The organism is Streptomyces sp. NPDC041205 (assembly GCF_055591765.1).
Genome location: NZ_JBVIZH010000007.1, coordinates 254,751 through 272,057, shown reverse-complemented (window position 1 = coordinate 272,057; position 17,307 = coordinate 254,751). Strand labels below are relative to the sequence as shown.

General features: G+C 69.8%; 16 protein-coding genes. 9 read left to right on the top strand and 7 right to left on the bottom strand.

Going from position 1 to position 17,307, the window contains the following annotated elements; all coding sequences use genetic code 11:
• The first annotated feature begins 26 nt into the window (after nucleotides 1-26).
• Both ACZ6BG_RS28895 and ACZ6BG_RS28890 read left to right on the top strand, forming a co-directional pair.
• On the top strand, nucleotides 27-932 hold the full coding sequence (locus ACZ6BG_RS28895; RefSeq protein WP_469006805.1) for a LysR family transcriptional regulator: 906 nt from the start codon (nucleotides 27-29) through the stop codon (nucleotides 930-932).
• Nucleotides 933-990: 58 nt separating this feature from the next.
• Nucleotides 991-1,473: an NUDIX domain-containing protein gene (locus ACZ6BG_RS28890; protein ID WP_405658487.1), complete on the top strand. Its 483-nt coding sequence runs from the start codon at nucleotides 991-993 to the stop codon at nucleotides 1,471-1,473.
• A gap of 51 nt (nucleotides 1,474-1,524) precedes the next feature.
• Here ACZ6BG_RS28890 and ACZ6BG_RS28885 read toward each other — a convergent pair whose 3' ends face one another.
• A complete protein-coding gene (locus ACZ6BG_RS28885; RefSeq protein WP_469006801.1) occupies nucleotides 1,525-3,204 on the bottom strand; it encodes a globin domain-containing protein in 1,680 nt (559 codons plus the stop codon).
• Nucleotides 3,205-3,578: 374 nt separating this feature from the next.
• A complete protein-coding gene (locus ACZ6BG_RS28880; protein WP_469006799.1) occupies nucleotides 3,579-4,250 on the bottom strand; it encodes an HAD family hydrolase in 672 nt (223 codons plus the stop codon).
• A gap of 76 nt (nucleotides 4,251-4,326) precedes the next feature.
• Between ACZ6BG_RS28880 and ACZ6BG_RS28875 the strand changes: the two genes are divergently transcribed.
• Together ACZ6BG_RS28875 and ACZ6BG_RS28870 are read left to right on the top strand one after the other, a co-directional pair.
• Entirely contained in the window at nucleotides 4,327-4,908 is a 582-nt protein-coding gene (locus ACZ6BG_RS28875) for a DUF2269 domain-containing protein (protein WP_469006796.1), read from the top strand.
• A gap of 5 nt (nucleotides 4,909-4,913) precedes the next feature.
• Entirely contained in the window at nucleotides 4,914-5,792 is an 879-nt protein-coding gene (locus tag ACZ6BG_RS28870; protein WP_469006794.1) for a GNAT family N-acetyltransferase, read from the top strand.
• 110 nt (nucleotides 5,793-5,902) lie between these two features.
• Here the strand turns inward: ACZ6BG_RS28870 and ACZ6BG_RS28865 are convergent, their stop codons facing one another.
• Together ACZ6BG_RS28865 and ACZ6BG_RS28860 are read right to left on the bottom strand one after the other, a co-directional pair.
• Nucleotides 5,903-6,331: a GlcG/HbpS family heme-binding protein gene (locus tag ACZ6BG_RS28865; protein WP_469006790.1), complete on the bottom strand. Its 429-nt coding sequence runs from the start codon at nucleotides 6,329-6,331 to the stop codon at nucleotides 5,903-5,905.
• A 99-nt stretch (nucleotides 6,332-6,430) separates the two neighbouring features.
• A complete protein-coding gene (locus ACZ6BG_RS28860) occupies nucleotides 6,431-7,642 on the bottom strand; it encodes an MFS transporter (RefSeq protein WP_469006786.1) in 1,212 nt (403 codons plus the stop codon).
• A gap of 225 nt (nucleotides 7,643-7,867) precedes the next feature.
• Here ACZ6BG_RS28860 and ACZ6BG_RS28855 point away from each other — a divergent pair, with 225 nt between their 5' ends.
• Nucleotides 7,868-8,326 (top strand): MarR family winged helix-turn-helix transcriptional regulator, encoded by a 459-nt coding sequence (locus ACZ6BG_RS28855; protein WP_380843134.1) that lies wholly within the window; start codon nucleotides 7,868-7,870, stop codon nucleotides 8,324-8,326.
• A gap of 84 nt (nucleotides 8,327-8,410) precedes the next feature.
• Entirely contained in the window at nucleotides 8,411-8,863 is a 453-nt protein-coding gene (locus ACZ6BG_RS28850; protein ID WP_469006780.1) for a GNAT family N-acetyltransferase, read from the top strand.
• Nucleotides 8,864-8,997: 134 nt separating this feature from the next.
• Here the strand turns inward: ACZ6BG_RS28850 and ACZ6BG_RS28845 are convergent, their stop codons facing one another.
• Nucleotides 8,998-10,371 carry a serine hydrolase domain-containing protein gene (locus tag ACZ6BG_RS28845; RefSeq protein ID WP_469006777.1) on the bottom strand — a complete coding sequence of 458 codons (1,374 nt, stop codon included), beginning with the start codon at nucleotides 10,369-10,371 and terminating at the stop codon, nucleotides 8,998-9,000.
• A 261-nt stretch (nucleotides 10,372-10,632) separates the two neighbouring features.
• Here ACZ6BG_RS28845 and ACZ6BG_RS28840 point away from each other — a divergent pair, with 261 nt between their 5' ends.
• Nucleotides 10,633-11,763 carry an NAD(P)/FAD-dependent oxidoreductase gene (locus ACZ6BG_RS28840; RefSeq protein ID WP_469006774.1) on the top strand — a complete coding sequence of 377 codons (1,131 nt, stop codon included), beginning with the start codon at nucleotides 10,633-10,635 and terminating at the stop codon, nucleotides 11,761-11,763.
• 57 nt (nucleotides 11,764-11,820) lie between these two features.
• Here ACZ6BG_RS28840 and ACZ6BG_RS28835 read toward each other — a convergent pair whose 3' ends face one another.
• Entirely contained in the window at nucleotides 11,821-12,153 is a 333-nt protein-coding gene (locus tag ACZ6BG_RS28835) for an alpha/beta fold hydrolase (protein WP_469006772.1), read from the bottom strand.
• A gap of 364 nt (nucleotides 12,154-12,517) precedes the next feature.
• Between ACZ6BG_RS28835 and ACZ6BG_RS28830 the strand changes: the two genes are divergently transcribed.
• Nucleotides 12,518-13,840: a phosphatase PAP2 family protein gene (locus ACZ6BG_RS28830; RefSeq protein ID WP_469006769.1), complete on the top strand. Its 1,323-nt coding sequence runs from the start codon at nucleotides 12,518-12,520 to the stop codon at nucleotides 13,838-13,840.
• A gap of 52 nt (nucleotides 13,841-13,892) precedes the next feature.
• Here ACZ6BG_RS28830 and dnaB read toward each other — a convergent pair whose 3' ends face one another.
• Nucleotides 13,893-15,365 (bottom strand): replicative DNA helicase, encoded by a 1,473-nt coding sequence (gene dnaB, locus ACZ6BG_RS28825; protein ID WP_030357789.1) that lies wholly within the window; start codon nucleotides 15,363-15,365, stop codon nucleotides 13,893-13,895.
• 460 nt (nucleotides 15,366-15,825) lie between these two features.
• On the opposite strand from dnaB, the gene ACZ6BG_RS28820 reads away from it, so the two are divergent.
• Nucleotides 15,826-17,163: an MATE family efflux transporter gene (locus tag ACZ6BG_RS28820; protein WP_469006766.1), complete on the top strand. Its 1,338-nt coding sequence runs from the start codon at nucleotides 15,826-15,828 to the stop codon at nucleotides 17,161-17,163.
• Nucleotides 17,164-17,307: the final 144 nt, after the last annotated feature.

Sequence of the window (17,307 nt, the reverse complement as noted above, 5' to 3'; positions counted from 1 at the left end):
GGGGAGCTGAAGGAGTAGGTGGCGACATGGATCTGGCCCTGCTGCGGACCTTTGTGACCGTGCACCGGGCGGGGTCCTTCACCCGGGCCGCGGCGCTCCTCGGTCTGTCCCAGCCCGCGGTGACCTCGCAGATCCGCACGCTGGAGCGGCAGGTGGGCCGCCCGCTCTTCCTGCGCCAGGCCCGCGGCGTGACCCCCACGACCACGGGCGACGAACTCGCCCACAAGGCAGCCCCGCATCTCGACGCGCTCGTCGAGATCGCCGAGACCGGGATCGACAAGGACTCGTCGGTCCGTACGCTCCACCTGGCCGGACCACCGGAGTTCACGGCTGAACGCGCACTGCCCGCCCTCACCGCGCTGACCGGCGACGACGGCCATGGCCTGGCGCTGCGCGCCTCGTTCGGCAACGCGGAGGAGGTCCTGGAAGGGCTCGCCGCCGGGCATCACGACCTGGCGATCACCACGGCCCGCCCGCGCGGCGCCCTGCTCACCGCGACCCCCCTGTGCGACGAGGAGCACGTCCTGGTCGCCGCGCCGCCCTGGGCCGCCCGGATCGGCCCCGGCAAGCTGCGCCGCAAGGGCGCGGGCACGGTGGAGAACCTGCCGGTGGTCGAGGTGCACGAGTCGCTGCCGCTCGTCTCGCGCTACTGGGCCGCCGTCTTCGACTCCCGTCCCGCCGCGTCGGGCACCGTGATCGTGCCGGACCTGCGGGCCGTGCTCGCCTGTGTGACCACGGGCGCGGGGCTCGCCGTCCTGCCGCGGTATCTGTGCACCACCGCCCTCAAGAACGGCGAGGTCGTGGCGCTGCTCGAACCGGCGGTGCCGCCCCTGCGGACCTACTTCCTCGTCGTACGCACCGGCACACTCGCCATGCCGCACATCGCGCGGGCGCACGAATGGCTGCTTCGCGCTGCCGCCGAGTGGACGTGAGGACGGTCCGGCAGGGTCGCGATGTTTCACGTGGAACAGTCCGGGCCACATTTCTCCCATGACCGTCCGACCCGTGGTCAAGCGCACCGCACGTGCCGTCCTCCTCGACGGGGACGACCTGATCCTCATCAAGCGGACCAAGCCCGGCGTGGATCCGTACTGGCTCACCCCGGGCGGCGGTGTCGAGGAAGAGGACGCGACCGTCGTCGACGCGCTCCACCGGGAAGTGCACGAGGAACTGGGCGCCAAGATCGTCGACGTGGTGCCGTGCTTCGTGGACACCGTCGAGCACATCGGCGAGGACGGCGGCGCGACCGGCGTGAAGGTGCAGCACTTCTTCGTCTGTCGTCTGGAGTCCATGGACCTCGCCCAGCGGCACGGCCCCGAGATCGACGAACCCGCCGGTGAGTACGAGATCGTGCGGGTGCCGTTCACCCGGGTCGGGATCGCCTCGGTGCATCTGGTGCCGTTGTCGCTGCGGCACTATCTGGACGGGAACATCGAGGGCGTACGGGCGATGCACGCCCCCGACCTGGGCTGAAGCTGGACCTGGGCTGCCCGTCCGGACCTGGGTCGATCGCCGGCGCGCGGGTCAGTCGCTCGCCGAGACCAGTTCCTCCACCGAGTCGTGCCGGATGCGGCCGACCGGGATGCCCACGTCCCGCAGCGCGTCCACGCCACTGCGGATCATGCCGGGCGGGCCCGAGAGATAAGCGTCGTACTCGTTCCACGGTCCGTACTCGCGCACCGCGTCGGGCAGTTGGGCCCGGTTGTCGACGACCGGGCGGACAGCCAGCCACGGGTGCGTCTGCTGGAGGCGCAGCATCGTGTCGATGTCGTACAGGTCGTGGTCGGTGCGCGCGCCGTAGAAGACCTCGACCGGGCGCCGCCTGCCGTGCTCGGCGACGTCCTCCACGAGCGCCTTGATGGGCGCTATGCCGGTCCCCCCGCCCAGACACAGCAGTCCGCTGTCGGTCGAGTGGTCCACGGTCATCGAACCGGTCGGCGGACCGAGCCGGACCACGTCGCCGGGGCGGGCGCGGTGCACCAGGGCGTTGGAGACCCAGCCCGCCGGGACCGCCTTCACGTGGAAGGAGAGCAGTCCGTCGGAGCGGGCCGCCGAAGCGAAGGAGTAGTGCCGCCATATACGCGGCCACCAGGGCGTTTCCAGGCTCGTGTACTGGCCCGCGAGGAACGGGTAGGGCTGGTCGGGGCGGACGGTGATGACAGCGATGTCAGGTGTCCTGAGGTCATGCGAGACGACCTCCGCGTACCACCAGGCGGGCGCCCGCAGTTCGTCCTCGGCGGCCGCGTCGATCATGACCTGGGAGATCGTCGTGTACGCCCGGACCCAGGCGGCCTCGGTCTCGTCGTCCCAACTGGCGCTCGCGTACCGGCTCAGCGCGCCGATCAGGCACTCCCCGACGGCCGGGTAGTGCTCGGGCTGGGTGCCGTACTTGCGGTGTCCGCGGCCGAGATTACGCAGATACGAGACGAGTACGTCGGTGTGGTCGATGTTCTCCGCAGCGGTGAGCAGCGCCTTGAGGAGCCGGTCGCGCTGGGTGTCCATCGCGGCCGGGAACAGGACGCGCAGGTCCGGGTGGCGGGTGAACAGGAGCGCGTAGAAGTACGAGGTGACCTTGTCGGAGACGGGTGCGATCTCAGCCATCGTGCGCTGGACGAGGACGGCGTCGGGGGAGGCGTGCGGCTGGCTGGGGGTGAGTTCGGCGAGGGCCGGGGCAGGTTCGGCCGGGGTGGGGGTGTCGATGCGGGCACCCGCGTGTGTGTCGGCGGCCGCTTCGGCGTGTGTGTCGGCGGCCGCTTCGGCGTGTGTGTCGGCGGCTGGTGCGTCCGGCGTCGGCGCGGTCTCGGCATCCGGCGACAACTGCGCCTCGGTGTCCGCGACGGCGTGCGTGACGTCCGGGTCCACGGCCGCGTCGTCCGCGTCCTCCTCGGCCACCGCGTGCGCGACGTCCTCATCCGCGTACATCACCTGCGACTGGGGCATCGCGGATATTCGCCCCGCGCCCGGCTCCGCCGCGTCCGTGGCCGCCGGTCTGCCGAGGGGGCGTATCGCCGACACCCGCCGCCCGGAGGGTGCCTCCCTGGGCTCCTCCTCGGGTTCGGGCGCCGCCCCGGCCTGCGCCGCCGACTGCGACGCCTGCGCGCCCTCCTGAGGCGTCGGCGACCTGCGTGGCGTGAACCAGCCGCCAGAACCGCCGCTGTCCCCGGAAGAGCCGTTGCCCGCCGACGTGGTGGTCGGAGCGTCCATGCTGTGCCTCGCCTCGAACATCTCTCGGTCGGTCGTGCACTTCCTCAGCGGAAGGTGCGTGCTTCCCTCGCTCTGTCTCGCCGGCCCATGTCGATCACATTGAACCCTGGCGCCCCAAGACCTACGGACAAGTAGGGAGAAAATGTGACATTGGCCGCAGTCACCTCATCCGCAGCATCGCAGCCGCGTCCATTGTGCGGAGCGCAAAGCCGGAAGTACGGGTTCTCGATCTCTTTGCCCCGTTAAGCTTTGTTGATCTGCGTCCGCGCCCTTCGGCTGCGCCTCCCACGCCCCTGGCTCGAACCGTTCTCCACCCCCGGCTTGAACCGGAGTCGACCATACCGGCCACCGCTCGGCGCACAAGTACCCTTCCTTCACTCGGAATTCAAAGCTCCACCCCCATCAATTGCCTCGATTACCGGCGTGCGCACCAATTCGTACGCCTTCCACAAATCGCGCCCGACATACGTGTGTGTGGCCAGGTCGATCAGCCGCGGATCCGCGTTGACCGCCACCGAAACGGGCATCGCGGTGAACAGGTCCAGGTCGGACAGTGAGTCTCCGTACGCAACGCAATCGGCCGGACTCACCCCGAACTCTTCACAGAGCCGGTTCGCGATCTTCACCTTGGCCGCCGGGTCGAGGATGCCCGCGGGGTTCACGGGCTCGGTGAACGGCACGGCCGGGAAACGCGAGCCGTACGCGGCATGGGCGCCCCACCCCAGAAGGCGCTCCACGAAGAACGACGGAGAGAGCGAGACAACGGCGCAATAGTCGCCGTTCGCACGGATCTCGGCCCAGGTGTCGCGGATGCCGCCCAGCCATGGCGCCCCCTCGAAGGCTGCCGCCACATGTGCGTCGGTGAGGCCTGCCCACAGCGCGTGCACCCGCATCGCGTACTGCGGGGAGTCGATATGTCCGGCGACGAAGTCCCGCTCCAGCTCCGCGATCTCCCGCTCCAGACCGAGCTGACGGGAGATCTCCACGGGCGCGGCGGTGCCGTACAGCAGCGTGCCGTCCAGGTCGAAGAGGTGTAGGCGTGCCATGTACGCCGAGGCTAGTACCCGCGGTTACTCCCGCTGTCAGACGCCCCGGCGCGCTCCTCCCGGCACCGTGTTTCACGTGAAACTACGCCGCCCCGCACGCCGGGCCACCCTCGTCGTCCACGTCGCCGCCTCCGCCGGCTGGCTCGGGCTCACGCTCGGCCTCGTCGCTCTCGCCGCGGCCGCGATCACCACCGATTCAGCCCCGACCATCGAGGCCTCCGTCCGCTCGATGAAGGTCTTCACCGACTGGCTCGTGCTCCCGCTGGCCTTCCTCACGCTGCTGAGCGGGGTCCTGCTCTCGCTGGGCACGCCCTGGGGTCTCGCGCAGCACCGCTGGGTCTATACGAAGTTCTGGCTGACCCTGGCCACCGTGACCGCGTCGACCTTCGCGCTGCGACCGGGCGTCAACGACGCGGCCACGGCCGTGGCCGCGGGAGAACAACTGGCCAGCTCGACCGATCTCATCGCCGGGCCCATCGTCTCGATGAGCGCATATCTGTTCATGACGGTCATCTCGGTCCTCAAGCCCTGGGGCCTGACCCGACGCGGTCGGCGGCTGCGCGCCACCCACCGCACTGACCAGAAACAACTTGGCCAAAAGCAGCGTGCTTCTACCCACAAAAAGGTGGACGCCGAGGTCGTGCGTCAGACAGCCTGACCCGCGTGTCGACACCTACCCTCTCCGCACTGCCCATCCGCAGGCTGACTCCCCGTGATCTCACGGCCTGCGCCGATCTGTCCGAGGACCGCGGCTGGCCCCGCGAGGAACACAAATGGGGCCTGCTGCTCTCGGCCGGAACGGGCTACGGCATCGACGACCCCGACGGCCCCGGCCTGATCGCCGCGTGCGTCGTCACCCAGTACGGACCCCATGAGAACCCCGGGCTCTCGGCGATCGGCATGGTGCTGGTCGCCGAGCGTCATGCCCGCAAGGGCATCGGCCGCCATCTGATGCGCAACGTCATCGAGGCCGCGAGCACCACCCCGCTCACCCTGCACGCGACCCCGAACGGCCGTCCCCTCTACGAACAGCTCGGCTTCAAGACGACCGGCCGCGCCGAGATGGTCTCCGGCCGCTTCACGCCCGCCACCTCGGACGATCAGACTCCGGGCATCTCCACCCGGGCGGCGACCGCGGAGGACCTGCCCACCCTCGTCAGGCTCGACACAGAGGTCTTCGGCCTCGACCGGACCCATGTGCTGACCCGCCTCCCGGCGTTCACCGACCAGCTGAGGGTCGCGGAGGCCGACGGCGAGATCATCGGCTACGCGGGCGCGTGGCCGAACATGCAGACCCATGTCGTCGGCCCGCTGATCGCCCGGGACACGGAGACGGCGAAGGCACTCATCACGTCCCTCGGCACCCACACCGACCGGCCGTTGCGCACCGACATCGACGTACGCCACGAGGAACTGCTCACCTGGGTCAAGGCGCGGGGCCTGGAGTCCGTCGCGTTCAACGCCGTGATGACGCACGGCATCCCGGAGCTGCCCGGGGACTGGACCCGACGATTCGCCCCGCTGACGGTCGCCGCGGGCTGACACCCACGGGCCCGCCGCGAGCGAGCACATCGAAGCCCGCCCTCAAGTGCCATGGTGTTTCCGGCACTTGAGGACGGGCTTCGTTGCGGCCTGTACGTGACCGCTCGGGGCTACGCGAGGTTCCGCACGGCCGTCGTCGCGAACTCGTGGTCCTGCTCGGGGGCACCGCCACCGACTCCGATCGCGCCGATCAGGCGGCCGTCGCGGTGGACGGGCACACCGCCCGCGATGAACAGCAACGGCCGGTCGAGAGCGGTCGGCAGGGTGTGGAACGGCGCACCGGGCTGTACCGCGTCGACGAGGTCGGCGGTCGGGGCGTTCAGCTGAAGCGCGGTGAACGCCTTGCGGGTGCTGGTCTCGCCGGAGATCAGCACGGCCCGGTCGTCGCGGCGGAAGGCCAGGAGGTGGCCACCGGCGTCGAGGACGGTGACGCTGACCGTGACGTCCGCGGCCTCGGCGGCACGGCGGGCGGCGGTCACGAGGACCTCGGCGTCACTGGTGGTCAGCGGGGCGACGGCGGCGGTGGGGGCAGTGCTCATGAGGGGTTTCTCCTTGGGGTTCTGCCGGGGTGGTGGGGGACCCGGCGTGAGGTGCGGGATCCCGGGGTGGGCCCGGATCGGGGGTCGTGCGGGAGGTGGTCAGTGGTGGACGGGCGTCGGGGCCTCGGCCAGGGTCACGGCGCCGGTGACGACCTTGCCGGGGGAGGTGGACCGGCGCTCCAGGGCGGCCGAGAGGACGGCCAGGCCGAGGGCGGAGGCGGCGAGTGCGGCGCCCACCCAGTTCGGGGCCGTGTATCCGAAGCCGGCGGAGATCACGAAGCCGCCGAGCCAGGCCGCGAGGGCGTTGCCGAGGTTGAAGGCGCCGATGTTGGCGGCGGAGGCGAGCGTCGGCGCCGCGGCAGCCTGGTCGAGGACCCGCTTCTGCAGCGGCGGCACGGTGGCGAAGCCGAGGGCGCCGATCAGCGCGACGGAGACGGCTGCCGCGACCTTGTTGTGCGCGGTGACCGTGAACAGGGCGAGCACGACAGCGAGGGCGCCGAGCGAGACGTACAGCATCGGCATCAGCGCTCGGTCGGCGAACTTGCCGCCGATCAGGTTGCCGCCGACCATGCCGAGGCCGAAGAGGACGAGGAGCCAGGTCACGGAGGAGTCCGCGTAGCCGGCGACGTCCGTCATCATCGGCGTGATGTAGGTGATGGCCGCGAAGACGCCGCCGAAGCCGAGGACGGTCATCGCCATGGCGAGCAGCACCTGTACGTTGCGGAAGGCACCCACCTCGTCGCGGAGCCGTACGCCTTCGGGCTTGGGCAGGTCCGGCACGAGCTTGGCGATACCGGCGAGGCCGAGCACGCCGAGGGCGGCCACGATGACGAAGGTGACGCGCCAGCCGATGGCTTGGCCGACGAACGTGCCGAGCGGAACACCGACCACGTTGGCCACCGTCAGACCCGTGAACATCATGGCGATCGCACCCGCCTTCTTCTCCGGGGCGACGAGCTCGGCCGCGACGACCGAGCCGATCCCGAAGAAGGCACCGTGGGCGAGCGAGGCGACGACGCGGCCTGCCAGCATCACGCCGAAGCTGGGGGCGACGGCGGAGAGCAGATTGCCCGCGATGAAGAGACCCATCAGGAGCATCAGCATCCGCTTGCGGGAGATCCGCTGGCCGAGGACGGTCATGAGCGGGGCTCCGGCGACGACACCGAGGGCGTAGCCGGTGACGAGCAGACCGGCGGTCGGGATGGAGACGTCGAAGTCACCCGCGACCTCGGGCAGCAATCCCATGATCACGAATTCCGTGGTGCCGATTCCGAAGGCCCCGATCGCGAGGGCCAGAAGCGCGAGAGGCATGGAACTACCTTCCAGACTGTTGCAGAGGCGCTTAACGTGCGTCCACAATAGTTGCACGCGCGGGTTAATTGCAAGCGCCGGATATTGCAGCAGTGGACTATCCTGGACGCAGCCGCTCAAGGACGCGGGCAGCGGCCGGTCACGGACACGGGAAGTCACCCGGACCACGGGACCCGTCCGAGCCGCAGGAAGGCGTCCGGGACGCAGGAAGACGGAGGAGAAGTCATGACAGCGACAGACCCCGCACTCACCGCCCTCGCCCAGGGCTGGTGCGCTCTCTCCCTGCTCCACGGGAAGATCGAGGCCCATGTCGAGCGGGCCCTGCAGGCCAAGCACGGCCTGAGCGTGCGGGAGTACAGCCTGCTCGACGTCCTGAACCGCCAGCACGACGGCGAGGGCGGCCATCTGCAGATGAAGCAGGTCGCCGACGCCGTCGTCCTCAGCCAGAGCGCCACCACCCGCCTGGTCACCCGTCTCGAGGAGCGCGGGCTCCTCTCGCGCTACCTGTGCCCCACCGACCGGCGCGGCATCTACACGGAGGTCAGCGAGAGCGGAGCCGCGCTCCTCGGCGAGGCCCGCCCCACCAATGACACGGCGCTGCGGGAGGCCCTGGACGAGGCCGCCAAGAACCCCGAGCTCGCCCCGCTGGTCCAGGCGGTCGAGGCGGTCCGCACGCCCGCCTAGGGCGGCCCACCGACCCAGGCTCGTACGCCGAGGTCCACCCGCCTGGACCCGTCCGCCCGATGGGCATCCGCATAGGCTGCGGCCATGGGAGATCTTGAGATACGACCCGCCGTGCCCGATGACATCCCCGCGATCGTGGCGATGCTCGCCGACGACCCCCTGGGCGCCCAGCGCGAGTCCCCCGACGACCTCACGCCTTATCTGGCGGCGTTCGAGCGACTTGCCGAGGACCCGAACCAGAACCTGGTCGTCGCCGTGCGCGAGGGCCGCGTGGTGGGAACACTGCAGCTCACCATCGTGCCGGGCCTCTCCCGCAAGGGCGCTGTCCGGTCGATCATCGAGGCTGTCCGCGTGCACGCCGATGAGCGGGGCAGCGGGCTCGGCACTCGCTTCATCGAGTGGGCCGTCGACGAGTCCCGGCGGCAGGGCTGCCAGTTGGTGCAGCTGACCTCGGACGTCAAGCGCACCGACGCGCACCGCTTCTACGAGCGCCTGGGTTTCACGGCCTCGCACGTGGGCTTCAAGCTTCAGCTCTGACCGTGTGGGGGCACGTACTTCAGCTCTGACCGGGGGGCACGGACCGCGTGGGCTCTGAGCGCGTGCGGGGCTCCGCCCGTGACGACGCGTGTCGGGGTGTCCTGTTTCACGTGAAACAGGACACCCCGGACGGCTTAAGCGAGCCCTCGCCACCCCTCCGGGTCCACCCCGCCCGGCACCGGCGCTCCCGCCTCATAGGGCTCACGCGTGAACACGAACGACGCGAGGTCCAGATGGCTCACCGAGCCGTCCGCCCGCCGCACAGCCTCCAGCCGCTCGCCTGCGAAGTACCCATCGAGCCCCGTCCACGTCCCGTCCCCGTTGGGCCGGAACCGGGAACCGCGCCCCGCACCCGACAGCGGCCCCACCTCGACCGCGCCCTCGGCCGTGAGGCGCAGCACAGACACGTTGGTCCCCCAGTACCAGGGCCCCACCAGCTCAAGAACCGCCGGGTCGACCTCCGGCAGCGGCCGCCACGGCTCGGGAATGCGCGGCTCGGCCTCCGCCACGATCTGCAGGAGTTCCGCGGCTACGAGGGCCACCGGCGGCCCGGAAGTGCAGTTGGCAAGGACCACCGCCGCCAGCCTGTCCTTCTCGCTCGTCCACAGCGACGCGACGAACCCGGGAAGCGAGCCCGAGTGCCCGGCCAGCGTGTATCCCTTCCCACCGACCAGATCCACCCCGAGGCCGTACGTCCGCTCCCAGTTCCCGGCCTCCGCGGGCGCCGCCGGCGTCTTCATCTCGCGAACCGAATCCACGCCGAGCACCCGGTCGTCGCCCTGCATCAGGAAGACGCCGAAGCGCGCCAGGTCGGCGGTGGTGGACCACAGCTGTCCGGCCGGTGCCATCAGCCCCAGGTCCTCGGTGGGTTCGGGCAGCATGACGTCCGCCCAGGGGTGCACCGCCCAGCCACCGGCGTGCGGGGCCTGCGGGTGGCCGCTGGTGCGGGTCAGGCCGAGCGGCTCCAGGACCTCCCGGCGCAGCACGTCCTCCCACGGCTCGCCCCGCAGCGCCTCCACCAGCGAACCGAGCAGCGTGTAGCCGGGGTTGGAGTAGTGGTGCCGACGTCCGACGGGGTGCTTGAAGGGCTGCTCGCCGAGCACGTCGCTCAGCTCGGGGCGCAGCGAGGCCGAGCTGCGCTCCCACCAGACACCCGGCGTCTCCGCTCCCAACCCGCCCGTGTGCCCGAGGAGTTCCGCGATCGTCACCTCGCCCGCGCCGGTACCCGGCAGGTGCTTCTCCAACGGGTCCGAGAGGTCGAGCACACCCTCGTCACGCAGGCGCATCACGAGGACCGCGGTGAACGTCTTCGTAATCGATCCAATGCGGTACTGGACGTTCTCGTCCGGCGCGTGGCCCGCCACCGAGGTGCGGGCCCCGGTCCACACCAGCTCACCATCGCGGGCGATCGCGGCGACCAGCGAAGGGGCCCGCCCCTCCGTCTGGGCGGTGGCGATGCGATGCAGCAGGGACCGGCGGGTGCTCGGAAGCAGCTCTTCATGAGTCATGGGGCCAGTCCATACGGGTGAGCGGCGCGCGTCGAGTCAATTCCGGTGCTGCCGCCTGACCTGGCGGGACATGTTTCACGTGAAACACCCCTGTGCACGCGTATCCCTGCCCTCGCCTCTGTCGGACCCCCGTCCCCCGCCCCGTTTTCCCTGCTCTGTTCCCTGCCACCCTGTGAGCGCCATCTCAGCCCGCGATGTCACGAACCGCCCCGCTCATCCGGTCAACCCTTTGACGCCACACACCGTTGAAAGGAGAACGTGATGGCAGCGCACATCGTGGTACTGGGCGCGGGCTATGCGGGAGTGGTCGCGGCCAAGATGATCGCCAAGGATCCGGCGACGCGGGTGACCCTGGTGAACGCCGCCGACCGGTTCGCCGAGCGCGTACGGATGCATCAGATCGCCGTCGGCCAGCAGGTGCGGGAGCGGGCCATCGCCGAGTTGCTCGCGGGAGCGCCCGTGGAGTTCGTCGTCGACCGGGTCGTGTCGATCGACCCCGATCGCCGTGAGGTCGGGCTCGCCGACGGCGCACCCATCCCCTACGACACCTTGGTCTATGCCCTGGGCAGCAGCGCGGACGAGAGCGCCGTGCCAGGGGCCGCGGAGCACGCGTATCCCCTCGCGGTCAGGAATGACGCCGCGCGGCTGCGGGCGAAGCTGGCCGAGGGCGGCTGCGTCACCGTCGTCGGCGGTGGGCTGACCGGGATCGAGGCGGCATCGGAACTGGCCGAGTCACGGCCGGAGTTGAAGGTCCGCCTGGTGACCGGTGGGGCGCTGGGCGCGGCCCTGTCGGAACGCGGGCGGCGGCATCTGCGCCGGGTGTTCGCCCGGCTCGGCGTGGAAGTGCAGGAGCACGCGCGCGTCGCCGAGGTGCGCGCGGACGGGGTTCTACTCAGCGACGGTCGGCACCTTCCCGCGGACACGGTGGTGTGGACTACGGGTTTCCGGGTCCCGGATGTGGCACGCGCGGCGGGGTTCGCGGTGGACGAGCACGGGCGCATGGTGGTCGACCGTACCCTGCGCTCGGTCTCGCACCCGGACGTGTACGCGATCGGCGACGCCGCCGCGGCGCAGCGGCAGGACGGCCAGGAGCTGCGCATGGCCTGCGCGACCGGCCTCCCCGCGGCGGCCCACGTGGCCCGCACGGTGACCGACCGCCTCGCCGGCCGCACCCCGCGCACCCTGCGCTTCCGCTACGTCAATCAGTGCATCAGCCTGGGTCGGCGGGACGCCCTCGTGCAGTACGTACGCGACGACGACAGCCCACGCGAACTGGTCCTCACGGGCCGCTTCGCCGCCCTGTACAAGGAGTTCATCGTCCGCGGCGCACTGGCGGCCCAGCGGCACCCGGCCTTGGTGAAGCTCACACCCCGAGGCAGCGAGTCCGCGTAGCCCGCGCGGCCCGCCCCTTGGGAGACCCCGCCGCTCGCCCCCTGGTGCTCCAGCGGCTCACAAACCGTCGAATAAGCCCCGGACCGCGGCGGCGAAGCCTGCCGGGTCGCTCTCGTGCACGGTGTGCTCGGTCACCAACTCGACGAGCCGCGTACGGGGACGGCGCGCGACCATGCCCTTGGCGTGCTGGCCGCTGAGCACATTGCTGCGGCTGCCGCGGACCAGGAGCGCGGGGCATTCACCGGCCAGCCAGTCGTCCCAGCGGTCGCCGTTGAGCTGCTGCTGGGACAGGACCATGTCCCGCGACTCGAAGGCCAGCCCCCAACCGTCCGGGTACTCCCGGAAGGTGTCCTGGCCGAACACCATCCCCCACCCAAGGCGCCAGTTCACGCCGTTGTGCGCACGCTTTGCAGCCGCTGGGTAACTCGACGCTCTCCATACCCACCGGGCGGCGGGAGTTTCATGATCGACCTCAGACATCAGATCATCGAGCACAGGATCGACCGGCCTTCGCATGACCTTCGTACCGCCCGCGACGAGCCAAACCCACCCGCGCCGCTCCGCTAACATGATCCGACTCACGACGATCGCCCCGATCGCCCGCGTTCACCGAAATGCACGTCAGCCAGCACGAAGAGTTATCCAATAGCTAGCATCTACCAAATCGGCCAAACAATTGATACCTCACTTGTCGCGGGCGCTCTCGCGAATAAAAAGCAGAATTAATTTCACCGCGTGGCGTCAACCACGGCCGATGCTATGGGCCGCCGCAACTGTGGTGGCCCTCGGGTTCCTCATCGCGCTGGAGATCGCCGCGCGCCATTACGGCCTGCCGGGGCCGATCACGAACCAGGCGCAAGAGGTGATTTTCGCGCCCAGTTCGGGGCCGCTGCTGTACGCCGGCATGGCGTTGATGATGGTGGTCCTCACCTGGCGGGAGCGCTTCATCGCGCTCGGCGTCGCGGTCTGCATCGACATCCCCTTCTTCCTGGGCCGCTTGGCGGTCGACTCCAAGTTGACCTTCGGCAACGGCGCGTTGTGGGTGATGCTGGGCTGCGCGGTCATCGCCCTCACGCGCCGCACCGGCCGGGAACGCACCCTCCTGCTGAAGGGCGTCGGCCTCGGTCTGCTGCTCGTGGCCGGCCGCAAGACCGGTGACGCCTGGCTGCTGATCACGGCGAAGACCCGCCCCACGGTGCTCGACCAGTACGTGGCGACGGCCGACCACGCGCTGGGCAACCCGTCGTGGGTGGTGGGCCGATTGGTCGCGGCCACCGGCCCGACGGGCATCCGTCTGCTCGACTTCGTCTACGTTCAGCTCGCGGTGGCCGCGGTCGTGGTCGCTCTGTACCAGCTGCGCCGTGTGTCCGTGGAACGCCGTTTCCCGCGTCACCATCTGGTGCGTACGTTTCTGGTCATCGGCCTGCTCGGGCCGGGCATCTACATGATCTTCCCGGTGGTCGGGCCGATCTTCGCCTACGGCACTGGTAGCGAGCACTGGACCAATCCCGACCTGTGGCCCAGCACACCCCCCACCGCGCAGTGGGCGGTCGCCCATCTGTGGCCGGACACACCGCCGTCGATCAGCACCCCGCACCCGATCCCGTTCGACGAGGTCACCCCGCGCAACTGCATGCCCAGCCTGCACACAGCATGGGCCACGGCGATCTTCATCCATTCCCGAAAGGCCCCACGAATTCTGCGATACGCGGGCGCTTTCTGGCTTATCGCCACACTCGGTGCGACGCTGGGATTCGGATACCACTACGGCGTGGATATCGTGGCCGGCGTGGTGTTCACACTCACCATCGAGGCAGGGCTGCGCACACTTGACCGCGGCTGGGACCGCTCAGGAATTCGGTTCACCGCTTATGGCGCGACGGTATTTGCCGCGCTCTTGTTGTCCTATCGCTTTCTGCCGATGGAAATGGCAAGAACCCCGTGGCTGTTCGGACCTCTTCTGCTGCTGGCAATGGCATCCGTGATCTACGGCTACGTACGGACCACGAAACTGTGGGAGCCGAAGGCCGCACTGGTCCGGCAGCACGAACCGGAATCGCAACCGGAACTGGTTTGAGCCACATGGCATCAGGCGATGGGGTGAAAGCTCCCCGCACGGGAGCCGAACCCTACGTCTGTGCCATGTCCACGAAGCGCGAGTAGTGGCCCTGGAAGGCGACCGTGATCGTCGCGGTCGGGCCGTTACGGTGCTTGCCCACGATGATGTCGGCCTCGCCCGCGCGGGGTGACTCCTTCTCGTACGCGTCCTCGCGGTGCAGCAGGATCACCATGTCCGCGTCCTGCTCGATGGAGCCGGATTCACGCAGGTCGGAGACCTGGGGCTTCTTGTCGGTGCGCTGCTCGGGGCCACGGTTCAGCTGCGAGAGGGCGATGACCGGCACCTCGAGCTCCTTGGCGAGGAGCTTCAGGTTTCGCGACATGTCCGAGACTTCCTGCTGTCGGCTCTCGGCGCGCTTCGAGCCGCCGGACTGCATCAGCTGCAGATAGTCGATGATCACGAGCTTGATGTCGGCGCGCTGCTTGAGGCGGCGGCACTTGGCGCGGATCTCCATCATCGACAGGTTCGGGGAGTCGTCGATGTAGAGCGGAGCGGCCGACACCTCGGGCATCCGGCGGGCCAGTCGCGTCCAGTCCTCGTCGGTCATCGTGCCGGAACGCATGTGGTGCAGCGCCACCCGTGCCTCCGCGGACAGCAGACGCATCGCGATCTCGTTGCGCCCCATTTCCAGGGAGAAGATGACGCTGGGCAGGTTGTGCTTGATGGACGCGGCCCGCGCGAAGTCGAGCGCCAGCGTCGACTTACCCATGGCGGGACGGGCCGCGATGACGACCATCTGGCCGGGGTGCAGGCCGTTGGTGAGCGAATCGAAGTCGGTGAAGCCCGTCGGCACACCCGTCATCTCGCCGCTGCGCGAGCCGATCGCCTCGATCTCGTCGAGCGCGCCCTCCATGATGTCGCCGAGCGGCAGATAGTCCTCGCTGGTGCGCTGCTCGGTGACGGCGTAGATCTCGGCCTGAGCGCTGTTGACGATCTCGTCCACGTCGCCGTCGGCCGCGTATCCCATCTGTGTGATGCGCGTACCGGCCTCGACCAGGCGGCGCAGCACCGCGCGCTCGTGGACGATCTCCGCGTAGTACTCGGCGTTCGCCGCGGTCGGGACCGTCTGGACGAGCGAGTGGAGGTAGGAGGCGCCGCCGACCTTGGTGATCTCACCGCGCTTGGTGAGCTCGGCGGCGACGGTGATGGGGTCGGCGGGCTCGCCCTTGGCGTACAGGTCGAGGATCGCGATGAAGATCGTCTCGTGCGCCGGCCGGTAGAAGTCGTGGCCCTTGAGCACCTCGACGACATCCGCGATGGCGTCCTTCGACAGGAGCATGCCGCCGAGCACGGACTGCTCCGCGTCGAGGTCCTGCGGCGGGACGCGCTCGAAGGACGTGCCGCCGCTGTCCCAGCCGCCCTCCCTGCCCCGCTCGTGCTGCTCCTGGCCGCGTCCGCCGTCGCGGCGCGGGCGGGAGACGGGCAGACGGTCCCCCGGACCGCTGTCGGCCCACGGGTCGTCCAAGGGCTCGGAAATACTCACCGGGCCACCTCCTCCCGTCCGCCACGCGGACCTCGCCGTGCCTCTCTTTCCTACGGCACGACACTGACAAATAAGGGGGCCCAACTCCGGTTCTGACGCGTCGGATTTGCGGAGTTTCCGCGATGGCAGGACGAGGCGGGCGCCGGACCACGGTAGGCCCGCGGGCACCGTCAGCCAATCTGGTTATCCACAGGCGGTGTGGATGACGGGCGTGATGCTGTGGAGAACCCCGCAAAACCTGTGCACGGTCCGGTGGACAGCCCTGTGAACAAGCCCTCAGGACCTTTTCCACAATAGCCCTGACCTGCACCTTTACCGTCCACCGGCTGTGCAGAAGAAAAACTTCCCCAGTCGGCCCAAGATCTTGACGAACGAGGCGCCGCCCGATGCGCACACCCGAGCCAAGTAAGGGTCCTATGGCAATTGCATCTCTTACCTGTGGAAGATTAGATTGGTGCTCATGACACAGGCTCCCGCGGCGCCCAAGGCCGCCCGGCGACGGCACGACCGAGAGATCGTCGCCCTCGCCGTCCCCGCCTTCGGCGCACTCGTGGCCGAGCCCCTCTTCCTGATGGCCGACAGCGCCATCGTCGGCCATCTCGGCACCGCGCAGCTCGCCGGCCTCGGCATCGCCTCCGCGCTCCTGACAACGGCCGTCAGCGTCTTCGTCTTCCTCGCGTACGCCACCACGGCCGCCGTCGCCCGCCGCGTCGGCGCCGGAGATCTGCAGGCCGCGATCCGCCAGGGCATGGACGGCATCTGGCTCGCCCTGTTCCTCGGCGCCGCCGTCATCGCCGTCGCCCTGCCGACCGCCCCCGCGCTCGTCGACCTCTTCGGCGCCTCCGATTCAGCGGCCCCGTACGCGGTCACGTACCTGCGCATCTCCATCCTCGGCATCCCCGCGATGCTCATCGTGCTCGCCGCCACCGGCGTGCTGCGCGGCCTGCAGGACACCAAGACGCCGCTGTACGTCGCCGTCGGCGGTTTCGTCGCCAACGGCGCCCTGAACGTGCTCCTGGTCTACGGCTTCGGCTTCGGCATCGCCGGTTCCGCCTGGGGCACCGTCCTGGCCCAGTGCGGTATGGCGGCCATCTACCTCTACGTCGTCGTCCGCGGCGCCAAGCGGCACGGCGCCTCCCTGCGCCCCGACACGACCGGCATAAGAGCCTGCGCCCAGGCCGGAGTCCCCCTCCTGGCGCGCACGCTCGCCCTGCGCGCCATCGCCCTGATCGCGACAGCCGTGGCGGCACGCCTCGGCGACGCCGACGTGGCGGCCCACCAGATCGTCCTGTCCCTGTGGAGCCTGCTCTCCTTCGCCCTCGACGCCATCGCGATAGCCGGGCAGGCCATCATCGCCCGCTACCTGGGCGCCGACGATCCACAAGGCGCACGCGACGTCTGCCGCCGCATGGTCCAGTGGGGCGTCGTCTCGGGCGCCGCCCTGGGCCTGCTGGTCGTCGCGGCCCGCCCCGTGTTCGTCCCGCTGTTCTCCGGCGACGCCGCCGTCCAGGACGCGGCGCTGCCCGCGCTGATGGTGATAGCCCTCGCCCAGCCCATCTGCGGCGTCGTCTACGTCCTCGACGGCGTCCTGATGGGCGCGGGGGACGGGCCGTACCTCGCCTGGGCCATGCTGGCGACCCTGGCGGTCTTCGCCCCCGTTGCGCTCCTCGTCCCCACCCTCGGCGGCGGCCTGACCGCCCTGTGGGCCGCGATGACGCTCATGATGACCGTGCGAGCGCTGACCCTGTGGCTGCGGTCGCGCTCCGGGCGCTGGGTCGTCACGGGCGCCACCCGCTGAGGCTCCGGGCGCCACGCGCTGTGCCGCAGCGAGCGACGTATTGAGTCTCCTCGCGCGGTGTTTCACGTGAAACACGGCACACGTGGCCGAGCACGGCAAAGGGGCCGCACCCGTAGGTGCGGCCCCTTCACTCAGTCCTGCGAG